General features: G+C 38.6%; 20 protein-coding genes and 1 tRNA gene. 13 read left to right on the top strand and 8 right to left on the bottom strand.

Annotation, left to right across the window (positions count from 1 at the left end; genetic code table 11):
- Positions 1-2 precede the first annotated feature (2 nt).
- Positions 3-905: an alpha/beta hydrolase family protein gene (locus AO058_RS03855; protein WP_075325322.1), complete on the top strand. Its 903-nt coding sequence runs from the start codon at positions 3-5 to the stop codon at positions 903-905.
- A 379-nt stretch (positions 906-1,284) separates the two neighbouring features.
- Here the strand turns inward: AO058_RS03855 and ltrA are convergent, their stop codons facing one another.
- Positions 1,285-2,577: a group II intron reverse transcriptase/maturase gene (gene ltrA / locus AO058_RS03860; RefSeq protein ID WP_075325137.1), complete on the bottom strand. Its 1,293-nt coding sequence runs from the start codon at positions 2,575-2,577 to the stop codon at positions 1,285-1,287.
- A gap of 782 nt (positions 2,578-3,359) precedes the next feature.
- Positions 3,360-3,433, bottom strand: a tRNA-Ala gene (locus AO058_RS03870).
- Positions 3,434-3,506: 73 nt separating this feature from the next.
- Between AO058_RS03870 and AO058_RS03875 the strand changes: the two genes are divergently transcribed.
- The 5 genes from AO058_RS03875 (at position 3,507) to AO058_RS03895 (ending at position 6,786) form a co-directional block, all read left to right on the top strand.
- The gene (locus AO058_RS03875) at positions 3,507-4,028 is read left to right on the top strand and encodes a GNAT family N-acetyltransferase (RefSeq protein ID WP_075325323.1); all 522 of its coding nucleotides are present in this window, start codon (positions 3,507-3,509) and stop codon (positions 4,026-4,028) included.
- 77 nt (positions 4,029-4,105) lie between these two features.
- Positions 4,106-5,434 carry an MATE family efflux transporter gene (locus tag AO058_RS03880; protein ID WP_075325324.1) on the top strand — a complete coding sequence of 443 codons (1,329 nt, stop codon included), beginning with the start codon at positions 4,106-4,108 and terminating at the stop codon, positions 5,432-5,434.
- Positions 5,435-5,538: 104 nt separating this feature from the next.
- Positions 5,539-6,306: an enoyl-CoA hydratase/isomerase family protein gene (locus AO058_RS03885; protein ID WP_075325325.1), complete on the top strand. Its 768-nt coding sequence runs from the start codon at positions 5,539-5,541 to the stop codon at positions 6,304-6,306.
- Positions 6,307-6,309: 3 nt separating this feature from the next.
- Positions 6,310-6,489: a hypothetical protein gene (locus tag AO058_RS03890; RefSeq protein WP_075325326.1), complete on the top strand. Its 180-nt coding sequence runs from the start codon at positions 6,310-6,312 to the stop codon at positions 6,487-6,489.
- A gap of 108 nt (positions 6,490-6,597) precedes the next feature.
- On the top strand, positions 6,598-6,786 hold the full coding sequence (locus tag AO058_RS03895; protein ID WP_232228887.1) for a hypothetical protein: 189 nt from the start codon (positions 6,598-6,600) through the stop codon (positions 6,784-6,786).
- Between the two features lie 189 nt (positions 6,787-6,975).
- Here the strand turns inward: AO058_RS03895 and AO058_RS03900 are convergent, their stop codons facing one another.
- The gene (locus AO058_RS03900) at positions 6,976-7,632 is read right to left on the bottom strand and encodes a 2OG-Fe(II) oxygenase (RefSeq protein WP_075325327.1); all 657 of its coding nucleotides are present in this window, start codon (positions 7,630-7,632) and stop codon (positions 6,976-6,978) included.
- A gap of 101 nt (positions 7,633-7,733) precedes the next feature.
- On the opposite strand from AO058_RS03900, the gene AO058_RS03905 reads away from it, so the two are divergent.
- Together AO058_RS03905 and AO058_RS03910 are read left to right on the top strand one after the other, a co-directional pair.
- On the top strand, positions 7,734-8,183 hold the full coding sequence (locus AO058_RS03905) for a 6-pyruvoyl trahydropterin synthase family protein (RefSeq protein WP_075325328.1): 450 nt from the start codon (positions 7,734-7,736) through the stop codon (positions 8,181-8,183).
- A gap of 80 nt (positions 8,184-8,263) precedes the next feature.
- Positions 8,264-9,022: a UDP-2,3-diacylglucosamine diphosphatase gene (locus tag AO058_RS03910; RefSeq protein ID WP_075325329.1), complete on the top strand. Its 759-nt coding sequence runs from the start codon at positions 8,264-8,266 to the stop codon at positions 9,020-9,022.
- Here the strand turns inward: AO058_RS03910 and AO058_RS03915 are convergent.
- Both AO058_RS03915 and recJ read right to left on the bottom strand, forming a co-directional pair.
- The gene (locus AO058_RS03915) at positions 9,019-9,372 is read right to left on the bottom strand and encodes a hypothetical protein (protein WP_075325330.1); all 354 of its coding nucleotides are present in this window, start codon (positions 9,370-9,372) and stop codon (positions 9,019-9,021) included. The two genes, AO058_RS03910 and AO058_RS03915, sit on opposite strands and share 4 nt — an antisense overlap.
- Before the next feature lie 148 nt (positions 9,373-9,520).
- Positions 9,521-11,215 (bottom strand): single-stranded-DNA-specific exonuclease RecJ, encoded by a 1,695-nt coding sequence (gene recJ, locus AO058_RS03920; protein ID WP_075325331.1) that lies wholly within the window; start codon positions 11,213-11,215, stop codon positions 9,521-9,523.
- A gap of 133 nt (positions 11,216-11,348) precedes the next feature.
- Between recJ and ade the strand changes: the two genes are divergently transcribed.
- Positions 11,349-12,980: an adenine deaminase gene (gene ade, locus AO058_RS03925; protein WP_075325332.1), complete on the top strand. Its 1,632-nt coding sequence runs from the start codon at positions 11,349-11,351 to the stop codon at positions 12,978-12,980.
- Here ade and AO058_RS03930 read toward each other — a convergent pair.
- From AO058_RS03930 to AO058_RS03940, 3 genes are read right to left on the bottom strand one after another with little or no spacing between them, the layout of a single operon-like run.
- On the bottom strand, positions 12,977-13,543 hold the full coding sequence (locus tag AO058_RS03930; protein ID WP_075325333.1) for a uracil-DNA glycosylase family protein: 567 nt from the start codon (positions 13,541-13,543) through the stop codon (positions 12,977-12,979). The genes ade and AO058_RS03930 overlap by 4 nt on opposite strands.
- Positions 13,543-14,214, bottom strand: a complete 672-nt coding sequence (gene rsmI / locus AO058_RS03935) for a 16S rRNA (cytidine(1402)-2'-O)-methyltransferase (protein ID WP_075325334.1) — start codon at positions 14,212-14,214, stop codon at positions 13,543-13,545. Before rsmI ends, AO058_RS03930 begins: the two co-directional genes overlap by 1 nt.
- A 10-nt stretch (positions 14,215-14,224) precedes the next feature.
- Positions 14,225-15,019, bottom strand: a complete 795-nt coding sequence (locus AO058_RS03940; RefSeq protein ID WP_075325335.1) for a hypothetical protein — start codon at positions 15,017-15,019, stop codon at positions 14,225-14,227.
- Positions 15,020-15,214: 195 nt separating this feature from the next.
- Here AO058_RS03940 and AO058_RS03945 point away from each other — a divergent pair, with 195 nt between their 5' ends.
- From AO058_RS03945 to AO058_RS03960, 4 genes are all read left to right on the top strand, one after another.
- The gene (locus AO058_RS03945; protein ID WP_070054255.1) at positions 15,215-15,862 is read left to right on the top strand and encodes a thymidine kinase; all 648 of its coding nucleotides are present in this window, start codon (positions 15,215-15,217) and stop codon (positions 15,860-15,862) included.
- Complete coding sequence (gene alr, locus AO058_RS03950) at positions 15,855-16,961, top strand: alanine racemase (RefSeq protein ID WP_075325336.1); 1,107 nt, start codon at positions 15,855-15,857, stop codon at positions 16,959-16,961. The genes AO058_RS03945 and alr overlap by 8 nt, the downstream gene beginning before the upstream one ends.
- A gap of 66 nt (positions 16,962-17,027) precedes the next feature.
- The gene (gene mscL, locus AO058_RS03955) at positions 17,028-17,462 is read left to right on the top strand and encodes a large conductance mechanosensitive channel protein MscL (RefSeq protein WP_075325337.1); all 435 of its coding nucleotides are present in this window, start codon (positions 17,028-17,030) and stop codon (positions 17,460-17,462) included.
- A gap of 303 nt (positions 17,463-17,765) precedes the next feature.
- On the top strand, positions 17,766-18,755 hold the full coding sequence (locus tag AO058_RS03960) for an aspartate-semialdehyde dehydrogenase (RefSeq protein WP_075325338.1): 990 nt from the start codon (positions 17,766-17,768) through the stop codon (positions 18,753-18,755).
- Positions 18,756-18,828 lie beyond the last annotated feature (73 nt).

The raw sequence follows: 18,828 nt of genomic DNA on the forward strand, positions 1-18,828 counted from the left end.
CTATGGAAATCACTAAAAGAACTAACCTCCAGATAGATGGAAAGCACAATAAACCTATTCTTATAGATTTAATTTTTAACGACGATAAGAAACCCAAGCCAATCATAATTTTTTGCCACGGCTATAAAGGTTTTAAAGATTGGGGCGCCTGGGATAAAATGGGAGAATTTTATGCAGAAAAGGGTTATTTCTTCGTGAAATTTAACTTTTCTCACAACGGGACTTCTCCAGAAAACCCAACCGAATTCTTAAATATTGAAGCCTTTGGAGATAATAATTATATAAAGGAGTTAGATGACCTCCAAACCGTTATAGACTGGGTGCTAACCCCAGATTTTGACCAGGCTCAACAAATAGACGTGAAGAGTATTAACCTGATTGGGCATTCTCGAGGTGGCGGAATTGCAATTATAAAAACTGCTGAAGAAGAAAGAATTAACAAGCTTATTACCCTTGCCGCGGTAAGTGATTTTGCTTCTCGTTTCCCAAAAGAAAAAGAACTGGAAGCCTGGGAGAAAAAAGGCGTGCAATACATAAAAAACACCCGTACCGGGCAGCAATTACCGCATCATTACCAATTCTATAAGAATTTTAGAGAAAACAGGGAGCGTTTAAATATTCAAAAAGCAACCAAAAAGCTGGATATTCCCCATTTTATTGCTCACGGAAGTAATGACACCACGGTATCTATTGCCGATGCCGGGAATTTATTTGAATGGAGTGCTATTTCTAAATTGCTTTTGGTAGAAAATGCCGATCACGTTTTTGGTATTTCTCACCCGTGGAATAAAGATGAATTAACTAAAGAATTTCAGCACGTGCTTAATAGAACGGCAACTTTTCTCGATGCCAGCGTTCAGGATCTAAAAGACGAATACATAGATAACGACGAAGCTGATTCTTAAGCTTTTTAAAAGTATATTTTCACTAAAAACGGTCTTGAATTAATTTTTAAGATCGTTTTTCATTTTAAATAAATCGTCATTCTGAATTTAGTTTAGAATCTAATATTTTGATAATCTAAACATGTTAGAAGCTGAAACAAGTTCAGCTTGACGAAAACCTTGTTTAGACAGCGTGGTTTGTGAAGAATATCGCCCTGAAGCGTCGGGGGAACCGATGCCCTTCCCGATTATGTATCGGGACGCACTAGCCAGCCCGCAATATTTTCAAAATGAAAAGTTCGGAAATAATCAAGTAGGGTGAAGATAATAAATATTTGAGCATTTATTATCTTCATCCCTCTTCCAGAACCGTGCATACGGGTCTCGTACACGGCTCATGTTAAATCTTATTCAGTACTGTTTGATAGTACTGATGCAAAGTATTCCCTTCAACTGTGTCCATTGCGTACAACCCTAATTCTGAGAAGTACTTATTGGGCAGGGCATAGTGTATTAAATTGGTGGAGGAGTTTCTCCATCGGGTTACCGATATCTTAAGAAAATTCCCCTTATAGCCCATACGCCTTAGTTGTCGGTGAAGAGGTTTCCAGCTTTTCCAGCTTTTCATCACCATCATTCGTAACCTTCTCCTGATCCAGCTTAAAAGATCCTGGAACAGCTTTTTGGTCAAGCCTATTCGGAAGTAATTGGCAAAACCCCTTAATAGCGGGTTCAGTTCTTTAATATAGAAAGCTATACTTTGCCCTTTAGTTCGAGGGGTTAGTAATTTTACTTTCTTTTTGAACCTCTTGATGCTTTTGTGGGATACCACTACTCCATAGGGCTTTATCACCACACCTAAATAGTGGATGCCTTCTTCAAGGTTTGTCAGACTGCTCTTGTTTTTATTCACTTCTAACCGAAGCTCTTTTTCCAGATAACTCGTGGCTTTAGCCATGTATTTTCCAGCTTGAGCTTTGGTTGGTGCAAACAACAGCACGTCATCAGCAAACCTCACCATTCGTATGCCTGAATTTTTCATATGCTGGTCGAATGCGTCCAGATAGATATTCATCAGAAGCGGTGAGATAATTCCCCCTTGTGGGCTCCCCTTCTTTGTAGGTGTGAAGCGCGCTCCATCAAGTGCGCCGGATTCTAAAAAGCTCCCTATCAGTTTAAGTATCTTTCCATCGCTTACCCGTTTGCCCACGCTTTGCACTATCAGCCGATGGTCTAGAGTATCAAAACATTTGGATAAATCCATGTCTGCTACATGATCCAGACCATAGTACCGACTAAAGCGCTCTGCTTTGGCAATGGCATGATGAGCACTTCGTTTAGGACGATACCCATAACTGGAGGGATGGAATTCGGGATCGAAGATAGGTTGCAACACATTAAGCAGCGATTGTTGTACAATGCGGTCTTTGATGGTTGGGATACCCAATCCTCTCTTGCTCCCGTCTGGTTTATCGATATAGACCCGCCTTACCGGCTGTGGCCTATATCTCCCCTCTTTCAGTTCCCTGGAGAGTTGGCACAAATTCTCCTCTAAAGCTGAACTAAAATCAGCTATACTTTGGTTATCCACTCCCTTGGCTCTGGAACCTTTGTTTTTCCTTACCTCACGGTAGGCTTGTTCCAGCCTCGGTAATGCATATACCTTGTCTATAAGACTGTACCATTTTCGCATAATGAAACTTTCTCTTCTTTGCAGTACGGTTTATTTCTTTAGGCAGAATTAGACAGATTGTTTGTTCATAAGGTATACTGTTGTCTTTAGCACTGTGGCAATCTATAACAGTAAAAGAAAATCTTACTACTCAATACTCGCGCGGATTAACAGCCAGAGTTAGCTCGTCACTCCTCTTTGCTGCAATTCCTCAGAATGTTTCAATTCCGATTGTCTTCGCTTATGGCTAATTCCTTTAAAGAACTTCCTGTACTTAATTTAACTTCGTCCCTTCGCATCCGCCACAGTTAATCTGTGACAGTCATTGCAACCGATTATGCGATTCTTGTGCAATGTCATTTGGGTTTTCTCCTCCACACTGTCACCAGTGCTTCTCAGGCCTAAATTTTCTCACTACTACGGACTCATCTGCCACCTGATTTTCCATAACAAATCCTTGTCTCTCGACTTGTTTCTGCTTAGCCTGGAAAGGCGAATAATCAGGCTTCCCCCGTTAAGCAAACATTCCTGTTAGTGAAGCCATCCGTTTTAACATATATTGCTATTCGGATTTTGGGCATCGGCACTTTTTGCAACCTTACCCCCAATATATGCCAGAATCGGTTCGATTTCTCTATGTTCCACTAACTTGCTAGGTCTTCCTTCACACCCCACCGTTGCCAGTGACGCACTTGACTTTACATTGCTCTTCCCTCCGATCAGGTGAGCGGGCTTTCTTTCAAGTCCCGGAATTGTTTGCATGCAGGGCAAACAAAAAACCACCGCGAAAAACGGTGGTTTTGTGGAGAATATCGGAGTCGAACCGATGACCTTTTGGCTGCCAGCCAAACGCTCTAGCCAGCTGAGCTAATCCCCCAATTGGAAGGCAAATGTAATAATTTTCTGTAAATTCCAACAAAGAACTTTTATTTATTATTGTTGATTAAAAAATGATTAGAAAAGCTAACCTAAACGATCTCAGGGAGATCAAGAAACTAACCGAAGCCTGTGCAAAAGCGCTTCAGCAGCAAAATATCTTTCAATGGAATGAACGTTATCCTTCCCTGGAAAAGCTTAAAAAAGATATTGAGAAGCAAGAATTATACATTTTTGAGGAAGAGAATATGATTATCTCCATTATTGTACTCACCTCAAAAATGGATGATGTATATCGTAATATAAACTGGCTTAGCAAAACCGGCAATAATCTTTATGTTCACAGGCTGGCCACGCACCCAGAATTCTGGGGAAAAGGATACGCCAGGAAAATGATGGATTTTGCTGAAGAATTCGCTAAAAACAAGAATTTTACTTCCATAAGATTAGATACATTCAGTAAAAATATTCGCAATCAAAAATTCTATGAAGCCCGTGCATACACAAAACTTGGTGATGTCTATTTTCCGCATAAAAATGAGTATCCTTTTCATTGCTACGAAAAACTTTTAGCAAATTCTTTCAACGCAAATTGAGAAAATCTTAAGAAATTAGTCTTGCGATGAGGCTTTACAATAAAGCATTCTATATTTGCTGCTGAAAATAACCGCTGTTGGAATCTTCTGTTAGTTTTAAAAATATAAACCGAATTGCCATTCCGGCAATTATCGCCGGGATTGCCGAGCCGTTGATCTCGCTTACAGATATTGCGGTAATTGGAAATGTAGAAAAAAACTCGGTTGAAGCGCTGGCTGCGGCAGGAATTGTAGGCTCATTTCTTTCAGCAATTATTTGGATCGTAGCTCAAACCAAAACCGCCATTTCTGCCATTGTTTCCCAGCATTTGGGCGCAAACCGAATTCATGCAGTAAAAACGCTTATTCCGCAGGCTATATATTTCAATTTTGCTTTTAGCTTAGTGATCTATGCTACTACCGCCTTTTTCGCCGAATCAATCTTTAGCGCCTATAACGCCGAAGGTTTGATCTTACAATATTCTGAAGATTATTATCAAATCCGCGCGTTAGGATATCCATTAACTTTGGTGACTTTTGCTATTTTCGGAGTATTTCGCGGACTTCAGAACACACTTTGGGCAATGAAGTGTAGTCTTGCCGGTGCCGCGGTGAATGTAGGATTGGATTTTCTGTTGGTTTATGGAATCGACGGATTTATTCCTGCGATGCATCTTAAAGGCGCTGCATATGCCAGTCTTGCTGCACAAGGAACAATGCTGGTAATGGCACTATGGTTTTTCTTCAAAAAAACACCTTTTCACTTAAAACTGAGTTTAAATATAAATCCGCGTTTAAAAGGCCTTTTACTTATGGCCGCCAACCTTTTTGTTAGAACGGCCGCCTTAAATTTCGCTATTTACCTGGCCAATGCCTACGCCACAGATTACGGGAAAAACTATATCGCTGCTCAAAGTATTTTAATGAATATCTGGCTTTTCTTTAGCTTTTTTATAGATGGTTATGCGAACGCCGGGAATGCGATTGGCGGGAAATTACTCGGCGCCAGGGATTACAGAAATTTATGGGAACTCAGTAAAAAAATAAGCAAATATGCGGTTTTGATCGCTTTTATGTTAATGGCCATCTGCGGACTGTTTTACAACCAAATTGGGTTAGTTTTTAATAAAGATATGGCCGTGCTGGCCATATTCTCATCGGTTTTTTGGATCGTATTATTAATGCAACCGGTAAATGCCATTGCTTTTATGTTCGACGGAATCTTTAAAGGTTTGGGCGAGGCAAAGTATCTGCGTAATTTACTTTTAGTAGCCACATTTTTGGGCTTCACTCCTGCCCTTTTAATTTCAGATTATTACGGTTTAAAACTCTACGGAATCTGGATCGCGTTTTTTGTCTGGATGCTTATTCGAAGCGCCGGTTTGGTCATTAAATTCAGAAGAAAATATTTACAAAAGGAAGTTTGATTCTCAGTGGCCAGGGAGCAGTTAAAAACAATTAAACCAAAACCGTATTTTTCAAAATTAATCTTTCTAAATTTGGGTATTCAGCTAACTGAAAAATCAAATTTATGTCTACCACACGTGAAAACGGAAGTTTATATACCAATATTAAAAACGGAATTGCCCATTTAGAATTTGGCCATCCTGCCAGTAATTCTTTCCCTTCAGTGTTATTAGATCGACTTGAGAAAGAGTTTCAGAAATTATCTGAAGACGACAACGTAAAAGTGATTCTATTAAAATCTGAAGGAGAAAAAGCCTTTTGTGCAGGAGCTTCTTTTGACGAACTTGTAGCAATTGAAACTATGCAGGCCGGGAAATTATTCTTTTCAGGTTTTGCCAAAGTTTTAAATGCGATGCGCAACTGTAAAAAACTCATTGTTGGCCGAATCCAGGGAAAAACCGTTGGCGGTGGTGTGGGACTGGTTGCTGCTTGCGATTACGCTATGGCTACTGATGCTGCTGCAGTAAAACTTTCAGAAATTAGCATAGGTATTGGTCCGTTTGTAATTGCCCCGGCCGTAGAACGTAAAATTGGCGTGGGTGCCCTTTCCGAATTAAGCCTGGCTGCCCACGAATGGAAAAACGCCTATTGGGCCAAAGATAAAGGCTTATATGCCCGTGTATTTGAAAGCTTAAAAGATTTAGATAAAGAAATTGATATTTTTACCGAAAAACTGGCTTCTTACAACCCAGAAGCACTCTATGAGATGAAACAAATGTTTTGGAAAAACACTTCTCACTGGGACGAATTACTGGCTGAAAGAGCTGCCATTTCTGGAGAATTGGTGCTTTCAGATTTTACCAAAAACGCTTTAGCTAAATATAAAAAATAAAACATGTATTTACTTTACTTTGACCAAACCGGAGATAAGGCACATAGTATTGGATATTCTATAGGTTATTTTATAGGTGACAATCTTCTTTTTATATTACTTGGTCTTATAATAATTGCCGGGCTTTTTGGGTTTTTTCTCTACAAGATGATTAAAAACAATAAACGACAGATTAAAAATTAGTTCGGGTTTTTAATCTTAAACATATATTGGTTTCAATTTGGGAAATTAGCATCCCTATAACAGATTTCTTATTTTAAAAAGCTTAATTTCAACCTTAGAAACTAATTTATGAGTTTGCCACAGCAACATTTACCAAAAGACCGAGATGCCACCCGGGAAGAGGAATGGGGTTTTACCATTTGGGAATTTATAGCCGATAATTGGCTCTACCTGTTGGGTATTCTAATAATTCTTGCCATTTTCTTCTATGCGCGTTACAACTGGAGGAGAAGACAGGAGAAAAACCAAATGAATTAATGGGAGAAGATACCTGGGAATTTCTAAGCTTTTTAAGTGGAATGGGCTTCTGGTTAATTTTAGCCTTAGTTTTAATTGTGGTAGTACTTTATAAAAGGTTCAAGAAATAACTTGCCCCGGGCCAATTTCTTTCTAGATAGAAAAAGTGTTTCTTTATTTCGAGACAAATTTAGGTTAAGCTAATCTCGATTATCGAGTTTTTAACCAACCTGTAATACTTAATCTTGCAGTTTGTACCGGTTTCACCTCATGCTCCAGCACCTGACTTTCAAAAATTACAACACGACCTGGCATTGGATAAATAGCTTTTGAAACCTCAACCCCATTTTCTTCGGAATAAATTACCAATTCCCCTCCATTTTCCGGCTTCCAGTCTTCTTCGTTTAAATAACAAACCATAGAAAGTTTTCTTCTCCCGTCATTCTGAAATGTGTCCAGATGTCGCTGATAAAAAGTACCTTCAGGATAAAGAGCATAATGGAATTCTTTAGTTAAAATTCCCAGGAAACAGGTTTTATTTAAATAGGATACTAACGAATTGATTTTGTTGAAAAACAGGTTTTCGGCTTTTCCCGCTTCAGCTTCGTTAAGCCATAAAATAAAATCCCCGCGAATAGATTTCGCAACAATTTCATTGTTTTTATTACCAATCGCCGCCTTTTTGAATTGCGCTTCTTCAAATTTCGATTTTAAAGAATTGCGAAGCATTGCAACTTCTTCAGCATTAAAAAAATCGTCTACAGTACAGTATTGATTTTCAACTAAATCGGTAATAATGTTTTCGTAAAAAGGATTTTCTATAAAATCCAGTTGTTCAAAAAGTTCGGGAGCAGTTTCTGTTATCATTTTTCATTAAAAAAACGGGCAAATATACAACAGAAACATAATTGCAGGACCAAAAAAATATAACGCTAAAAAACCCTTAACTTTGCCAAAAATAACGCGAGATGAGCAAGATTAGAATTACCAAACAGTTCTCTTTTGAAACCGGCCACGCTCTTTATGGCTACGACGGAAAATGCCGAAACGTACACGGCCACAGCTATAAACTTAGTGTTTGTGTGATTGGAGAACCTATTACCGATAAAGATAATGTGAAGTTTGGGATGGTAATAGATTTTGGAGATTTGAAAAAGATCGTAAAATCTGAAATTGTAGATAAGTTTGACCATGCCACGGTTTTTAACAAGAATACGCCTCACGTAGAGCTTGCTGAAGAATTAAAAAATCGAGGACATCACGTTATTCTGGTAGAATACCAACCCACCAGCGAAAATATGGTGGTAAATTTTGCTGAAAAGATTCAAAAACATTTACCGGAGCATATAAAACTACACTCGCTAAAACTCCAGGAAACCGAATCCAGTTTTGCGGAATGGTTTGCAAACGATCAATAAGCCCCCATCCTCCGAAGGGGGAGTGAAACCCGTGAGCTCTTTTTCTAAAATATTATATTTACAGCTTAGAATTATCATAAATGACTATTCCCGAAGGCAAAAAAGTTTATTTCTCCAGTGATAATCACCTTGGTGCACCTACTCAAGAAGAAAGTAGACCAAGGGAAATTAGATTTGTAAAATGGCTGGATGAAATTAAAGAAGACGCTGCTGCTATTTTTCTTCTCGGTGATCTTTTTGACTTCTGGTTTGAGTATAAACACGCCGTGCCTAAAGGTTTTGTAAGGGTTCTAGGGAAACTTGCAGAAATTAAAGACAGCGGAATCCCGATCTATTTTTTTGTAGGGAATCACGATTTGTGGATGGAAAGTTATTTTCAAGACGAACTTAGTATCCCCGTATTTCGTAAGCCTAAAGAATTTGAATTCAATAATAAAACCTTTCTTGTGGGCCACGGAGACGGCCTGGGACCCGGAGACCACGGTTATAAACGAATGAAAAAGGTTTTTACCAATCCGTTTTCAAAATGGCTTTATCGTTGGTTGCATCCAGATTTAGGCATTCCTCTGGCGCAGTATTTTTCAGTAAAAAATAAAGCGATCTCGGGAGACCAGGAGCAAAAATTTTTAGGAGAAGAAAAGGAATGGCTTATTCAATATTGTAGGCGAAAATTAGAAGAAAAGCATTACGATTACTTTCTTTTTGGCCACCGGCATTTACCCCTGGAAATCGACCTAAACGGAAAATCGACCTATATCAACACCGGCGACTGGATTGACTTTTACACCTACGCAGTTTTTGATGGTGAGAAGACGGTTTTAAAGAAATTAGAATTTTAATTCCTCCCACAGCCATTTAGATAATCTTCCAGGTTTAATTTAAATAAAGTTCCCTCTATTAAATCTGAAATTTGTTCCAGCTCTATGGCACTTACCGCAAAATCCATTTTTTCAAGTGGAGATCTTAACAGAATATTTCTACAGGATTTTTCAGTGGTACAATTACCACAATTATAATATTTAGCAGCTTGTATATTATTGGAAAAATGCTGAATTTCTTCAGGTAACAAATAGAAGCCCATATCCTTAAAAACCATCTGTACTCTCCCTGGGTCAGCATTTGGTAAGTTATTTTTCCACCGAAAAGCAATTCCTAATTTGTTGTGATAAATTAATGCAACATCCTCCATTTTAAAACACTTTACTCGATAATCGAGATTTAAAAATTCCAAAGCCTACCTCGAAATTTCATCATCATTTTATACCTCTTGCTATTGCTTCGAGATAAGTTATCCAAATATAAAATTATTATTTAAAATGAATCTAAATAGAAAAGATTTATTCGCTGATATCTTTTAATTTTAACTGAATAGAAACATTCCCGTTCCATTCATTTTCATCTAAGGAATACACTGCTTTAAAAGTTTTCTTTTCTGAAATCGTCTCGAATTTTTCTCCCAGTCCAAAACCAATCATATCAAACATTGCCGATTTTCCCAGCTGTACAACCTTGCATTTTAGATGTGCTTCATCTGCACCCACACATTTCCCGTAACCGGTATCGGTAAGATTTCGTGTCATAAAAACCGGACTCATATTTCCTGGTCCAAAAGGAGCAAATTGCTTTAGAATTCTAAAAAATTTCGGGGTTATTTCATCCAGATCAATTTCGGCATCTACTGCAATTTCAGGAGTTAGTAATCTTCTATCTATAGTTTCAGAAACCACCGACTCGAATTTCGCTTTAAAATTCTCGTATTCTGAAGCTTCTAAAGTCAATCCTGCCGCATATTTATGTCCGCCAAATTGCTCGATATGCTCCTTACAGGCTTCCAAAGCATTATAGACATCAAACCCCTTCACAGAGCGTGCTGAAGCCGCCAATTTCTCACCGCTTTTTGTAAAAACCAGGGTTGGGCGGTAATAGGTTTCGGTTAAACGTGAAGCTACAATACCAATCACGCCTTTATGCCAGCCTTCGTGATAAACCACGGTACTATAACGTTCCTGTTCCTGTAGTTCTTCAATTTGCCCAAGAGCTTCAACCGTAATCGCTTTATCGGTAGTTTTCCTTTCGGCGTTAAAATTCTCTATTTCAGCAGCGAATTCCATAGCGGTTGCTTCGTCTTCTTCCGTCAATAAATTCACTGCGTGCAAGCCGTGCTTCATTCTTCCGGCTGCATTTATACGAGGCGCAATTATAAAAACTACATCAGTTATCGTGAGTTTATCCTTTTTGACCTGTGCCAATATTGCTTTAAAACCCATTCTGGGGGCAACATTGATCACATTTAAACCGTGATAGGCCAAAATTCGGTTTTCACCGGTAATAGGCACGATATCGGCTCCAATGGCGGTCGCAACCAAATCCAGATAAGGCAGTAAAACCTCGGGTGTTCCTAATCTTTTAGTATTTATAGCCTGGATCAATTTAAAACCAACCCCGCAACCACAAAGTTCTTTATACGGGTATTCACAATCCTCGCGCTTGGGATCCAGCACCGCAACGGCCTCAGGGATAGTTTCTCCCGGGCGGTGGTGATCACAAATAATAAAATCTATTCCTTTTTCAGCAGCATAAGCTACTTTATCAATGGCTTTTATTCCACAATCCAGGGCAATAATCAGCGAAATTTCGTTATCGGCCGCAAAATCAATTCCCTGGTAAGAAATCCCGTAACCTTCAGTATACCTGTCGGGAATATAAGTCGCGATATTTGGAGTAAGGGTTTTTAAGTAAGAAGACATCAAAGCCACACTGGTAGTCCCGTCTACATCATAATCGCCATAAACCATAATATTTTCTTCGGAAGCGATTGCCTGCTGAATTCGGTTTACAGCCACATCCATGTCTTTCATCAAGTAGGGATCGTGCAGCTCTTCCAAACTGGGCCTGAAAAACTTTTTTGCAGCTTCAAAAGTCATTATTCCGCGCTGCGCCAAGAGTGCAGCCACAGGCGTTTCCACCCCTAATTCTTCGGCAAGTTTACTAACAACTAAAGAATCGGGTTTAGGTTTTAAAGTCCAGCGCATCGTAAGTTTTTTTCAAAAATACATATAGAATTTCAATACCAATAAGGGGGAATTCACTAAAACAGAATAATAGAAATTTTTCAGCAATTAATAATAATCCCTAATTTCACGCTTTAGGATTTACAGAAAAAATATGATCAAAATTATACAGGGCCAGCTCGTAGATATTAAAAACAGGAAGATTTTTCCTGCGGAAATCAGCATCGAGAATGGAAAGATTACAAAGATTGAAGAAAAAAAGCACGAAGTAAAGAGCTTTTTGCTTCCTGGGTTTATAGATGCACATATACACATTGAAAGTTCTATGCTGGTGCCTACCGAGTTTGCCCGTTTAGCTGCAATTCACGGTACGGTAGCCACCGTTTCAGATCCTCATGAGATTGCCAATGTCTTGGGAAAAGAAGGCGTTAAGTTTATGATTGAAAACGGAAAGAAAAGTCCGTTGAAATTTAATTTTGGTGCGCCTTCCTGTGTTCCGGCTACCAATTTTGAAACTTCGGGAGCTGTGATTAATGCTGAAGATATTAAAGATCTATTAGCACTTCCTGAAATAAAATATCTCGCGGAAATGATGAATTATCCCGGCGTTATCTTCGAAGATGAAGAAGTGATGAAGAAAATCGCGTGGGCTAGACATTTTAATAAACCTACCGATGGCCATGCACCCGGGTTGCGCGGAGAAGACGCTAAAAAATATGCTGAAGCCGGTATTTCTACAGATCACGAATGTTATACCGCTGAAGAAGCCGAGGAAAAGCTTGGTCTTGGTATGAAAATACTTATTCGCGAAGGTAGCGCCGCTAAAAACTTTGAAGCGCTTGTAGATTTGCTGGCGGAACATTATAAAAATATGATGTTTTGCTCTGATGATAAACATCCAGACGACCTGGTTTTAGGGCATATTAACCAGCTTTGTGCACGGGCGGTGGCTAAAGGTATAGATGTTTTTAAAGTGCTGGAAGTCGCTTGTATCAATCCCATAAATCACTATAATTTAGAAGTCGGACAATTAAAAGTAGGCGACCCCGCCGACTTTATTGCTGTAAAAGACCTGACCAATTTTGAAGTTTTACAAACTTATATTGACGGAGAATTAGTTGCTGAAAATGGTAAATCTCATATCAAATCTTCTCCATTCGAAAAGCCGAATAATTTTCATACTTCATCCAAAACGCATGAAGATTTTAAAGTAAAAGCAGCCGGTAATACTATTAAAGTTATTGAAGCGCTGGATGGGGAACTTATTACTAATGAAATTCAGCAGAAAGCTTTAGAAAAGGACGGGGAACTAATTTCTGATATTGAAAATGATATTTTAAAAATCACGGTGGTTAACCGGTATGAGGACAAAGCTCCTGCTGTCGCATTTATAAAGAATTTCGGATTAAAAAATGGAGCGATTGCCAGCTCGGTAGCACACGATTCTCATAATATTATCGCAGTTGGGACATCAGACGAAGAGATTTGTAACGCAGTAAACCTCATCATCAAGCATAAAGGAGGAATTTGTAGCGTGAATGGAAATGAGCAAAAAGCACTTCCACTACCAATTGCCGGGATAATTAGCGATAAGGATGGTTGGGAAACCGGTAGATTATACGAGGAAATAGATAAAATGGCCAAAGATTTAGGCAGTACCTTAAAAGCTCCTTTTATGACACTTTCCTTTATGGCGCTCCTAGTAATTCCCGATCTAAAACTTTCGGATAAAGGTTTGTTCAGTGGAAGAAAGTTTGATTTTGTTGATATGATAGATAAAAACTAATCTATAATTTTATGAATCCTGGTTTGTAATTTAGGTACCACCTCTTCTTCGAACCAGGGATTTTTACTTCGCCAGAAACGGTTCACCGGTGAAGGGTGCGGTAAACACCAATAATCAGGTAAAAATTTCTGATAAGAACTTACTTTTTCAGTAAGATTTAATTTCCCGGGCAGGTAATAATTTGCTGCGTAAGCTCCAATTAGAATGGTGAGTTCAATATTTTTTAATGCTGAAAGAATAGTATCGTGCCACATGGGTGCACATTCTTTACGAGGCGGTGCATCACCCGTTTTGGCTTTCCCCGGATAACAAAATCCCATAGGAAGAATTGCAAAATTATTGGTATTGTAGAAAGTATTTTCATCTACTCCCAGCCATTCCCTAAGCTTTTTTCCGCTTTGGTCATTCCAGGCAATTCCTGTTTGATGCACTATTTTTCCCGGCGCCTGACTTATTAAAACTATTTTAGATTTTTTAGTGGCTTCTACTATAGGTTTTGCTCCAAGCGGCAGATGCTTTGCACAAAATTTGCAGGCCCTGGCTTCTTTTAACAATTCCTGCATCAAGATTTTCCTTTTACCACAATTACAATTTCCCCTTTAGGTGTTTTTTTGGTGTAATGTTGAAGAACCTCAGCTGCCGTTCCGCGAATAGTTTCTTCGTGAAGTTTGGTAATTTCCCGGGAAACCGAAACAGGCCTGTCTTCGCCAAAATACTCTGAAAAATGTTTTAAGGTTTTCAGCAATTTATGAGGCGATTCGTAAAAAATCATAGTTCGGGTTTCTTCGGCAAGTAAATTCAAGCGCGTTTGTCTGCCTTTTTTTACCGGTAAAAAACCTTCAAAAATAAATTTATCATTTGGAAATCCACTGTTTACCAGCGCCGGAACAAAAGCTGTAGCGCCAGGCAAACAATCTACTTCTATGCCTGCTTCAACACAAGCGCGCGTTAATAAAAACCCGGGATCTGAAATTGCGGGAGTTCCGGCATCACTTATCAGCGCAATATTTTCGCCGCTTTTAATCCGTTCAACAATGTGATCTACTGTTTTATGCTCGTTGTGCATATGGTGACTTTGCATATGCGTACCAATATCAAAATGCTTTAAGAGTTTCCCGCTATTTCGGGTGTCTTCGGCAAGAATTGTATCTACTTCTTTTAGCACTTTTACCGCCCTAAAAGTCATATCGTCCAAATTTCCTATTGGCGTTGGAACCAGGAATAATTTTCCCATTAAAGCGAATTTAATTACTGAATTTGTTCTCTATTTTGGCCATAAATCGCTCTTCATAATCTTCTTTTCCTTCCCAGTGGTTGTAATCTGGCTTTACTACCAACTGGATAAATTTTTGGGCTTCATCTAAAGAACTAAAAGTATTTAACTGGGAAAGTACCCGATTATAATCTGAAGAATTTCCGTCAAATAGATTTTTTATAAATGAAAGTCGTTCGTTAAGCCCAATATTTATTCCTTTCTTCAACCTGTCGTTTACAGACTTTGGTCTTTGGTCCTTTTGCCTGTTATTTAACGGTTCAAAATCAGGAAGGTTATCATAATCTACCCCAATATTTCTAAAATCGTTTTTAGGCGCTTCTGTTTTTGGCTTTGGTGGCTCTTCTTCCATTTGAAGAGATTGCTGTTGCGCAGGTGGAGCCTGTGGTTTAGGATTTGCCTGTTCTATAAGCTCATCTACACGCTCAGATTCTGCAGGCATTTGAGCTACAATATCTTTAATTTTTTCGGTATTAGGTTCGGTAATTGCATCGGCATCTTCCCGGTATTCGGTACCATCTGGAGCATAATCGTCACGTTCGTGCTGTACTGGTGCTTTAGCCTGAACTTTCTTCTCTATCTTAGGCGTTGGAGTGGCTTCAGGAGCTTCAAATGCCTCAAGATTCTTTTCGGTGAAATTCAATATAGAAAGTTGCTCATATAAGGTTGCCGCTTTTAATTTAAGGGCTTTGGTATCCAGATTTTCTTTTTCAGAAATTATTTCTTCGGCAAGTTTTACTAACTCTTTTTTAAGTCTGTTTTTCATTTTTCAGCAATATTTATGAACCCACTTTTTATTTAAAGTCTCTCTCAAGTTTCAATATAACACTTACAAAAAAAGTGCCTTAATCTGGTTTAATAACTTTAGTGGTTACCAACCGCTAATGGCTTGTATTTTTAATAAATTTGTTCCACCTTTATCAAAAAGGGCAAGTTCCCATTTCGATTTGAAAATTACAAAATGTTTCTCGAAAATACAGTAAATCACGAAGAGCAATTTGGCTGGATTGAAGTTATTTGCGGCAGTATGTTCTCTGGCAAGACCGAAGAACTAATTCGCCGTTTAAAAAGAGCCCAGTTCGCCAAACAAACCGTAGAAATCTTTAAACCCGCCATAGACACGCGCTATGACGAGGAAATGGTGGTTTCTCATGATTCTAATGAAATTAGGTCTACTCCCGTTCCTTCGGCTTCCAATATCAGGATTCTTGCCGATGGTTGTGATGTGGTAGGAATAGACGAGGCCCAGTTTTTTGATGATGAAATTGTAACGGTTTGCAACGATCTCGCAAATAGAGGAATTCGGGTAATTGTGGCCGGGTTGGATATGGATTTTAAAGGAAATCCTTTTGGGCCTATGCCCTATCTTATGGCTACTGCAGAATATGTAACCAAAGTTCATGCAGTTTGCACCCGCACCGGAAACCTGGCACAATTTAGTTATAGAAAAGCTATTAATGACGATCTGGTTTTTCTAGGGGAAAACGAGGAATACGAACCTTTAAGCCGTGGTGCATATTACAAAGCTATGCTTAGGGAAAGGGTTAAGAAATTAGATGTGAAAGATGCCGAAGAATTGCAACCTAACCTAAAGAAAAAGAATGCCTAAAGCCGAAGAAACCGTTCTGGAAATAGACCTTAACGCCTTAGCTCATAATTTTAAAACCATAAAATCGCAGTTAAAACCCGGCGTTAAATTTATGTCGGTTATTAAAGCTTATGCCTACGGAAATGATTCTGTAGCAATGGCTCATAAATTAGAAGAACTGGACACCGATTATTTTGCGGTTGCTTATACCGAAGAAGGCATAAGACTGCGGGAAGCGGGAATTAGCAAACCTATTTTAATTCTGCACCCACAACCCGTAAATTATCCTGAAATAATTGAAAATTGCCTGGAGCCTAATTTATACAGTGCAAGAACGCTTCAGCTTTTTATAGAGCTCGCTGAAAAGCAAAAACAGAAAAATTATCCGGTGCATCTAAAATTTAATACGGGAATGAACCGTCTTGGATTTACTGAAGCCGATTATCAGCATATTCCGGAGAAATTAAAGAAGACTAAATCGGTAAAAATAGCTTCTGCCTTTTCCCATTTAGCAGCCAGCGAAGACTGGAAAGAGCGGGAATTCACCCTTTCACAAATCTATAAATTCAAAGATCTGGCGGGTAAACTTTTGGATGATATTGGTTACGAACCGCATTTGCATCTTTGTAATACTTCAGCGATTTTTAATTATCCTTCTGCCACTTTTTCTATGGTAAGAAGCGGCCTGGGACTTTATGGTTTCGCCAATGACGATAACCTCAACAAGAAACTAAAACCGGTTGGCACTTTAAAATCGGTTATTTCGCAAATTCAAAATTTAGAAGAAGGAGATACGGTAGGTTATGGCCGTGCTTTTAAAGCCGAAAAAACTACAAGAATAGCTACGCTTCCTGTTGGCCATGCCGATGGTATAAAACGTATATACGGCCACGGAAAAGCCGGCGTTTTTATTAATGGGGATTACGCTCCCATTGCTGGTAATGTTTGTATGGATATTATTATGATAAACGTTACCCACATTGATTGTAAGGAAGGTGATGAAGTAATAATTTTTGGTGGTCCCCAAAATGTACCCGAATTTTCAGCCAAAGGAGGAACCGTTTCTTACGAGCTTATCACCGGAATTTCACAAAGAGTAAAACGGATAATTATTCAATAGTTAAATGAATTTTTCTAGCGAATTATTGTGTAATTTGGTTAGCTACTAATCCAATCAGAATTTATCATGAGTTTTATTCAAGATTTTAAAAAGTTTATGCTCAAGGGTGATATTATAGCCCTTGCTACTGCGGTGGTGATAGGTGCCGCTTTTAACAAAATCATCGCTTCTGTAGTGGCCGATGTTATTATGCCTATTATTGGTTTAATTACCGGAGGAACAGATTTTTCACAGAAATTTATCTCGTTAGATGGCGTTTCCTACGAAACATTAGAAGCTGCAAAAGAAGCTGAAGCCGCTGTAATTACCTACGGAAATTTAATTGATACTATTATTCACTTTATAATCGTTGCGTTTTTTATATTTTTGGTATTACGTGCTTACGAAAAGACCAAAAAAGAAAAAGAAGCCCCAAAATTGGTGGAACCAAAAGGCCCAACCCAGGAAGATTTGCTTACCCAAATTAGGGATGAGCTAAAAAAACAGAATAGTACGACTTAAAATTCTTAAAGATACGAGCACCGCTATACTGCTCATTTTAAATAAATCGTAATTTAATCAAACCCCACAGGAAACTGTGGGGTCTTTTTTTAACGAAAAACACGAATTAGTTTAAAAACAATAATTCTTTTCAATTTTAAGGGCTGGGGCTATGTAAGTTAAGTTGGGGATAATAAATTTGCGGCTTGTTTTAAGAACATTTAGTAACAAAAAGAAATTACCCAAATAAGATTTCCGCTTTAGCCGGAATGACTAAAATAAATAGTTTTCCGCCTACGCGGAAAAAGACAAAAGTTTAAAATTATGAGAATAGCAGTTGTAGGCGCTACCGGGATGGTAGGCGAGATCATGTTAAAAGTTTTAGCCGAAAGAAATTTTCCGATTACCGAATTATATTTGGTGGCTTCAGAACGTTCTGTAGGTAAAAAGATCAATTTTAAAGGAAAAGACTATGAAGTAATTGGCTTGCAAACGGCGGTAGATCTTAAACCGGATATTGCTCTATTTTCAGCTGGCGGAGAAACTTCTTTGGAATGGGCTCCAAAATTTGCCGAAAATGGAACAACGGTAGTGGATAATTCTTCGGCCTGGAGAATGGATGAAACCAAAAAACTGGTGATTCCAGAAATTAATGCTTCAGAGTTAACCAAAGAAGACAAGATCATTGCCAACCCAAACTGTTCTACCATCCAGTTGTTGATGGCTTTAAAACCGCTGCACGATGCTTTCAAAATTAAGCGTGTTATCGTTTCTACTTACCAGTCTATCACCGGTACCGGCGTAAAAGCGGTGGAACAACTGGAAAATGAGTACAAAGGTGAAAAAGGCGAAATGGCCTATCCTTATCCTATTCATAAGAATGCACTTCCGCATTGCGATGTGTTCCAGGAAAACGGGTATACCAAAGAAGAGATGAAACTTACCAAAGAAACCAAAAAGATCCTAGGAGATGAATCGGTCTTGGTGAGTGCTACCGCGATTAGAATTCCCGTTGTTGGCGGACATTCAGAATCTGTGAATATTGAATTTGAAAATGAATTTGATGAAGCTGAAGTAAGAAAAATTCTAAGTCAGTTTCCAGGGGTAACCGTACAGGACAATCCTGATACCAACACTTACCCTATGCCTATTTATGCTGAAGGAAAAGATGATGTTTTTGTTGGAAGAATCCGTAGGGATTATTCACAACCTAAAAGTTTAAATATGTGGGTGGTGGCCGATAATCTTAGAAAAGGCGCAGCTACCAATACCATACAAATTGCCGAATACCTGATTAAAAATAAGTTAGTGTAAACGGTAGCAAACAAAAAATTAACTAATGCCTGTAAAATTGTAACTTACAGGCATTTTTTAGTACTAACTGTTT

It is taken from the genome of Salegentibacter sp. T436 (assembly GCF_001932675.1).
Lineage (GTDB): Bacteria > Bacteroidota > Bacteroidia > Flavobacteriales > Flavobacteriaceae > Salegentibacter > Salegentibacter agarivorans.

Bases quoted from the DNA above. Each gene is read 5' to 3' on its own strand.
- AO058_RS03855 (WP_075325322.1), top strand. From the start codon at position 3: ATGGAAATCACTAAAAGAACTAACCTCCAGATAGATGGAAAGCACAAT.
- ltrA (WP_075325137.1), bottom strand. From the start codon at position 2,577: ATGCGAAAATGGTACAGTCTTATAGACAAGGTATATGCATTACCGAGG.
- AO058_RS03875 (WP_075325323.1), top strand. From the start codon at position 3,507: ATGATTAGAAAAGCTAACCTAAACGATCTCAGGGAGATCAAGAAACTA.
- AO058_RS03885 (WP_075325325.1), top strand. From the start codon at position 5,539: ATGTCTACCACACGTGAAAACGGAAGTTTATATACCAATATTAAAAAC.
- AO058_RS03890 (WP_075325326.1), top strand. From the start codon at position 6,310: ATGTATTTACTTTACTTTGACCAAACCGGAGATAAGGCACATAGTATT.
- AO058_RS03895 (WP_232228887.1), top strand. From the start codon at position 6,598: ATGAGTTTGCCACAGCAACATTTACCAAAAGACCGAGATGCCACCCGG.
- AO058_RS03900 (WP_075325327.1), bottom strand. From the start codon at position 7,632: ATGATAACAGAAACTGCTCCCGAACTTTTTGAACAACTGGATTTTATA.
- AO058_RS03905 (WP_075325328.1), top strand. From the start codon at position 7,734: ATGAGCAAGATTAGAATTACCAAACAGTTCTCTTTTGAAACCGGCCAC.
- AO058_RS03910 (WP_075325329.1), top strand. From the start codon at position 8,264: ATGACTATTCCCGAAGGCAAAAAAGTTTATTTCTCCAGTGATAATCAC.
- AO058_RS03915 (WP_075325330.1), bottom strand. From the start codon at position 9,372: ATGGAGGATGTTGCATTAATTTATCACAACAAATTAGGAATTGCTTTT.
- recJ (WP_075325331.1), bottom strand. From the start codon at position 11,215: ATGCGCTGGACTTTAAAACCTAAACCCGATTCTTTAGTTGTTAGTAAA.
- ade (WP_075325332.1), top strand. From the start codon at position 11,349: ATGATCAAAATTATACAGGGCCAGCTCGTAGATATTAAAAACAGGAAG.
- AO058_RS03930 (WP_075325333.1), bottom strand. From the start codon at position 13,543: ATGCAGGAATTGTTAAAAGAAGCCAGGGCCTGCAAATTTTGTGCAAAG.
- rsmI (WP_075325334.1), bottom strand. From the start codon at position 14,214: ATGGGAAAATTATTCCTGGTTCCAACGCCAATAGGAAATTTGGACGAT.
- AO058_RS03940 (WP_075325335.1), bottom strand. From the start codon at position 15,019: ATGAAAAACAGACTTAAAAAAGAGTTAGTAAAACTTGCCGAAGAAATA.
- AO058_RS03945 (WP_070054255.1), top strand. From the start codon at position 15,215: ATGTTTCTCGAAAATACAGTAAATCACGAAGAGCAATTTGGCTGGATT.
- alr (WP_075325336.1), top strand. From the start codon at position 15,855: ATGCCTAAAGCCGAAGAAACCGTTCTGGAAATAGACCTTAACGCCTTA.
- mscL (WP_075325337.1), top strand. From the start codon at position 17,028: ATGAGTTTTATTCAAGATTTTAAAAAGTTTATGCTCAAGGGTGATATT.
- AO058_RS03960 (WP_075325338.1), top strand. From the start codon at position 17,766: ATGAGAATAGCAGTTGTAGGCGCTACCGGGATGGTAGGCGAGATCATG.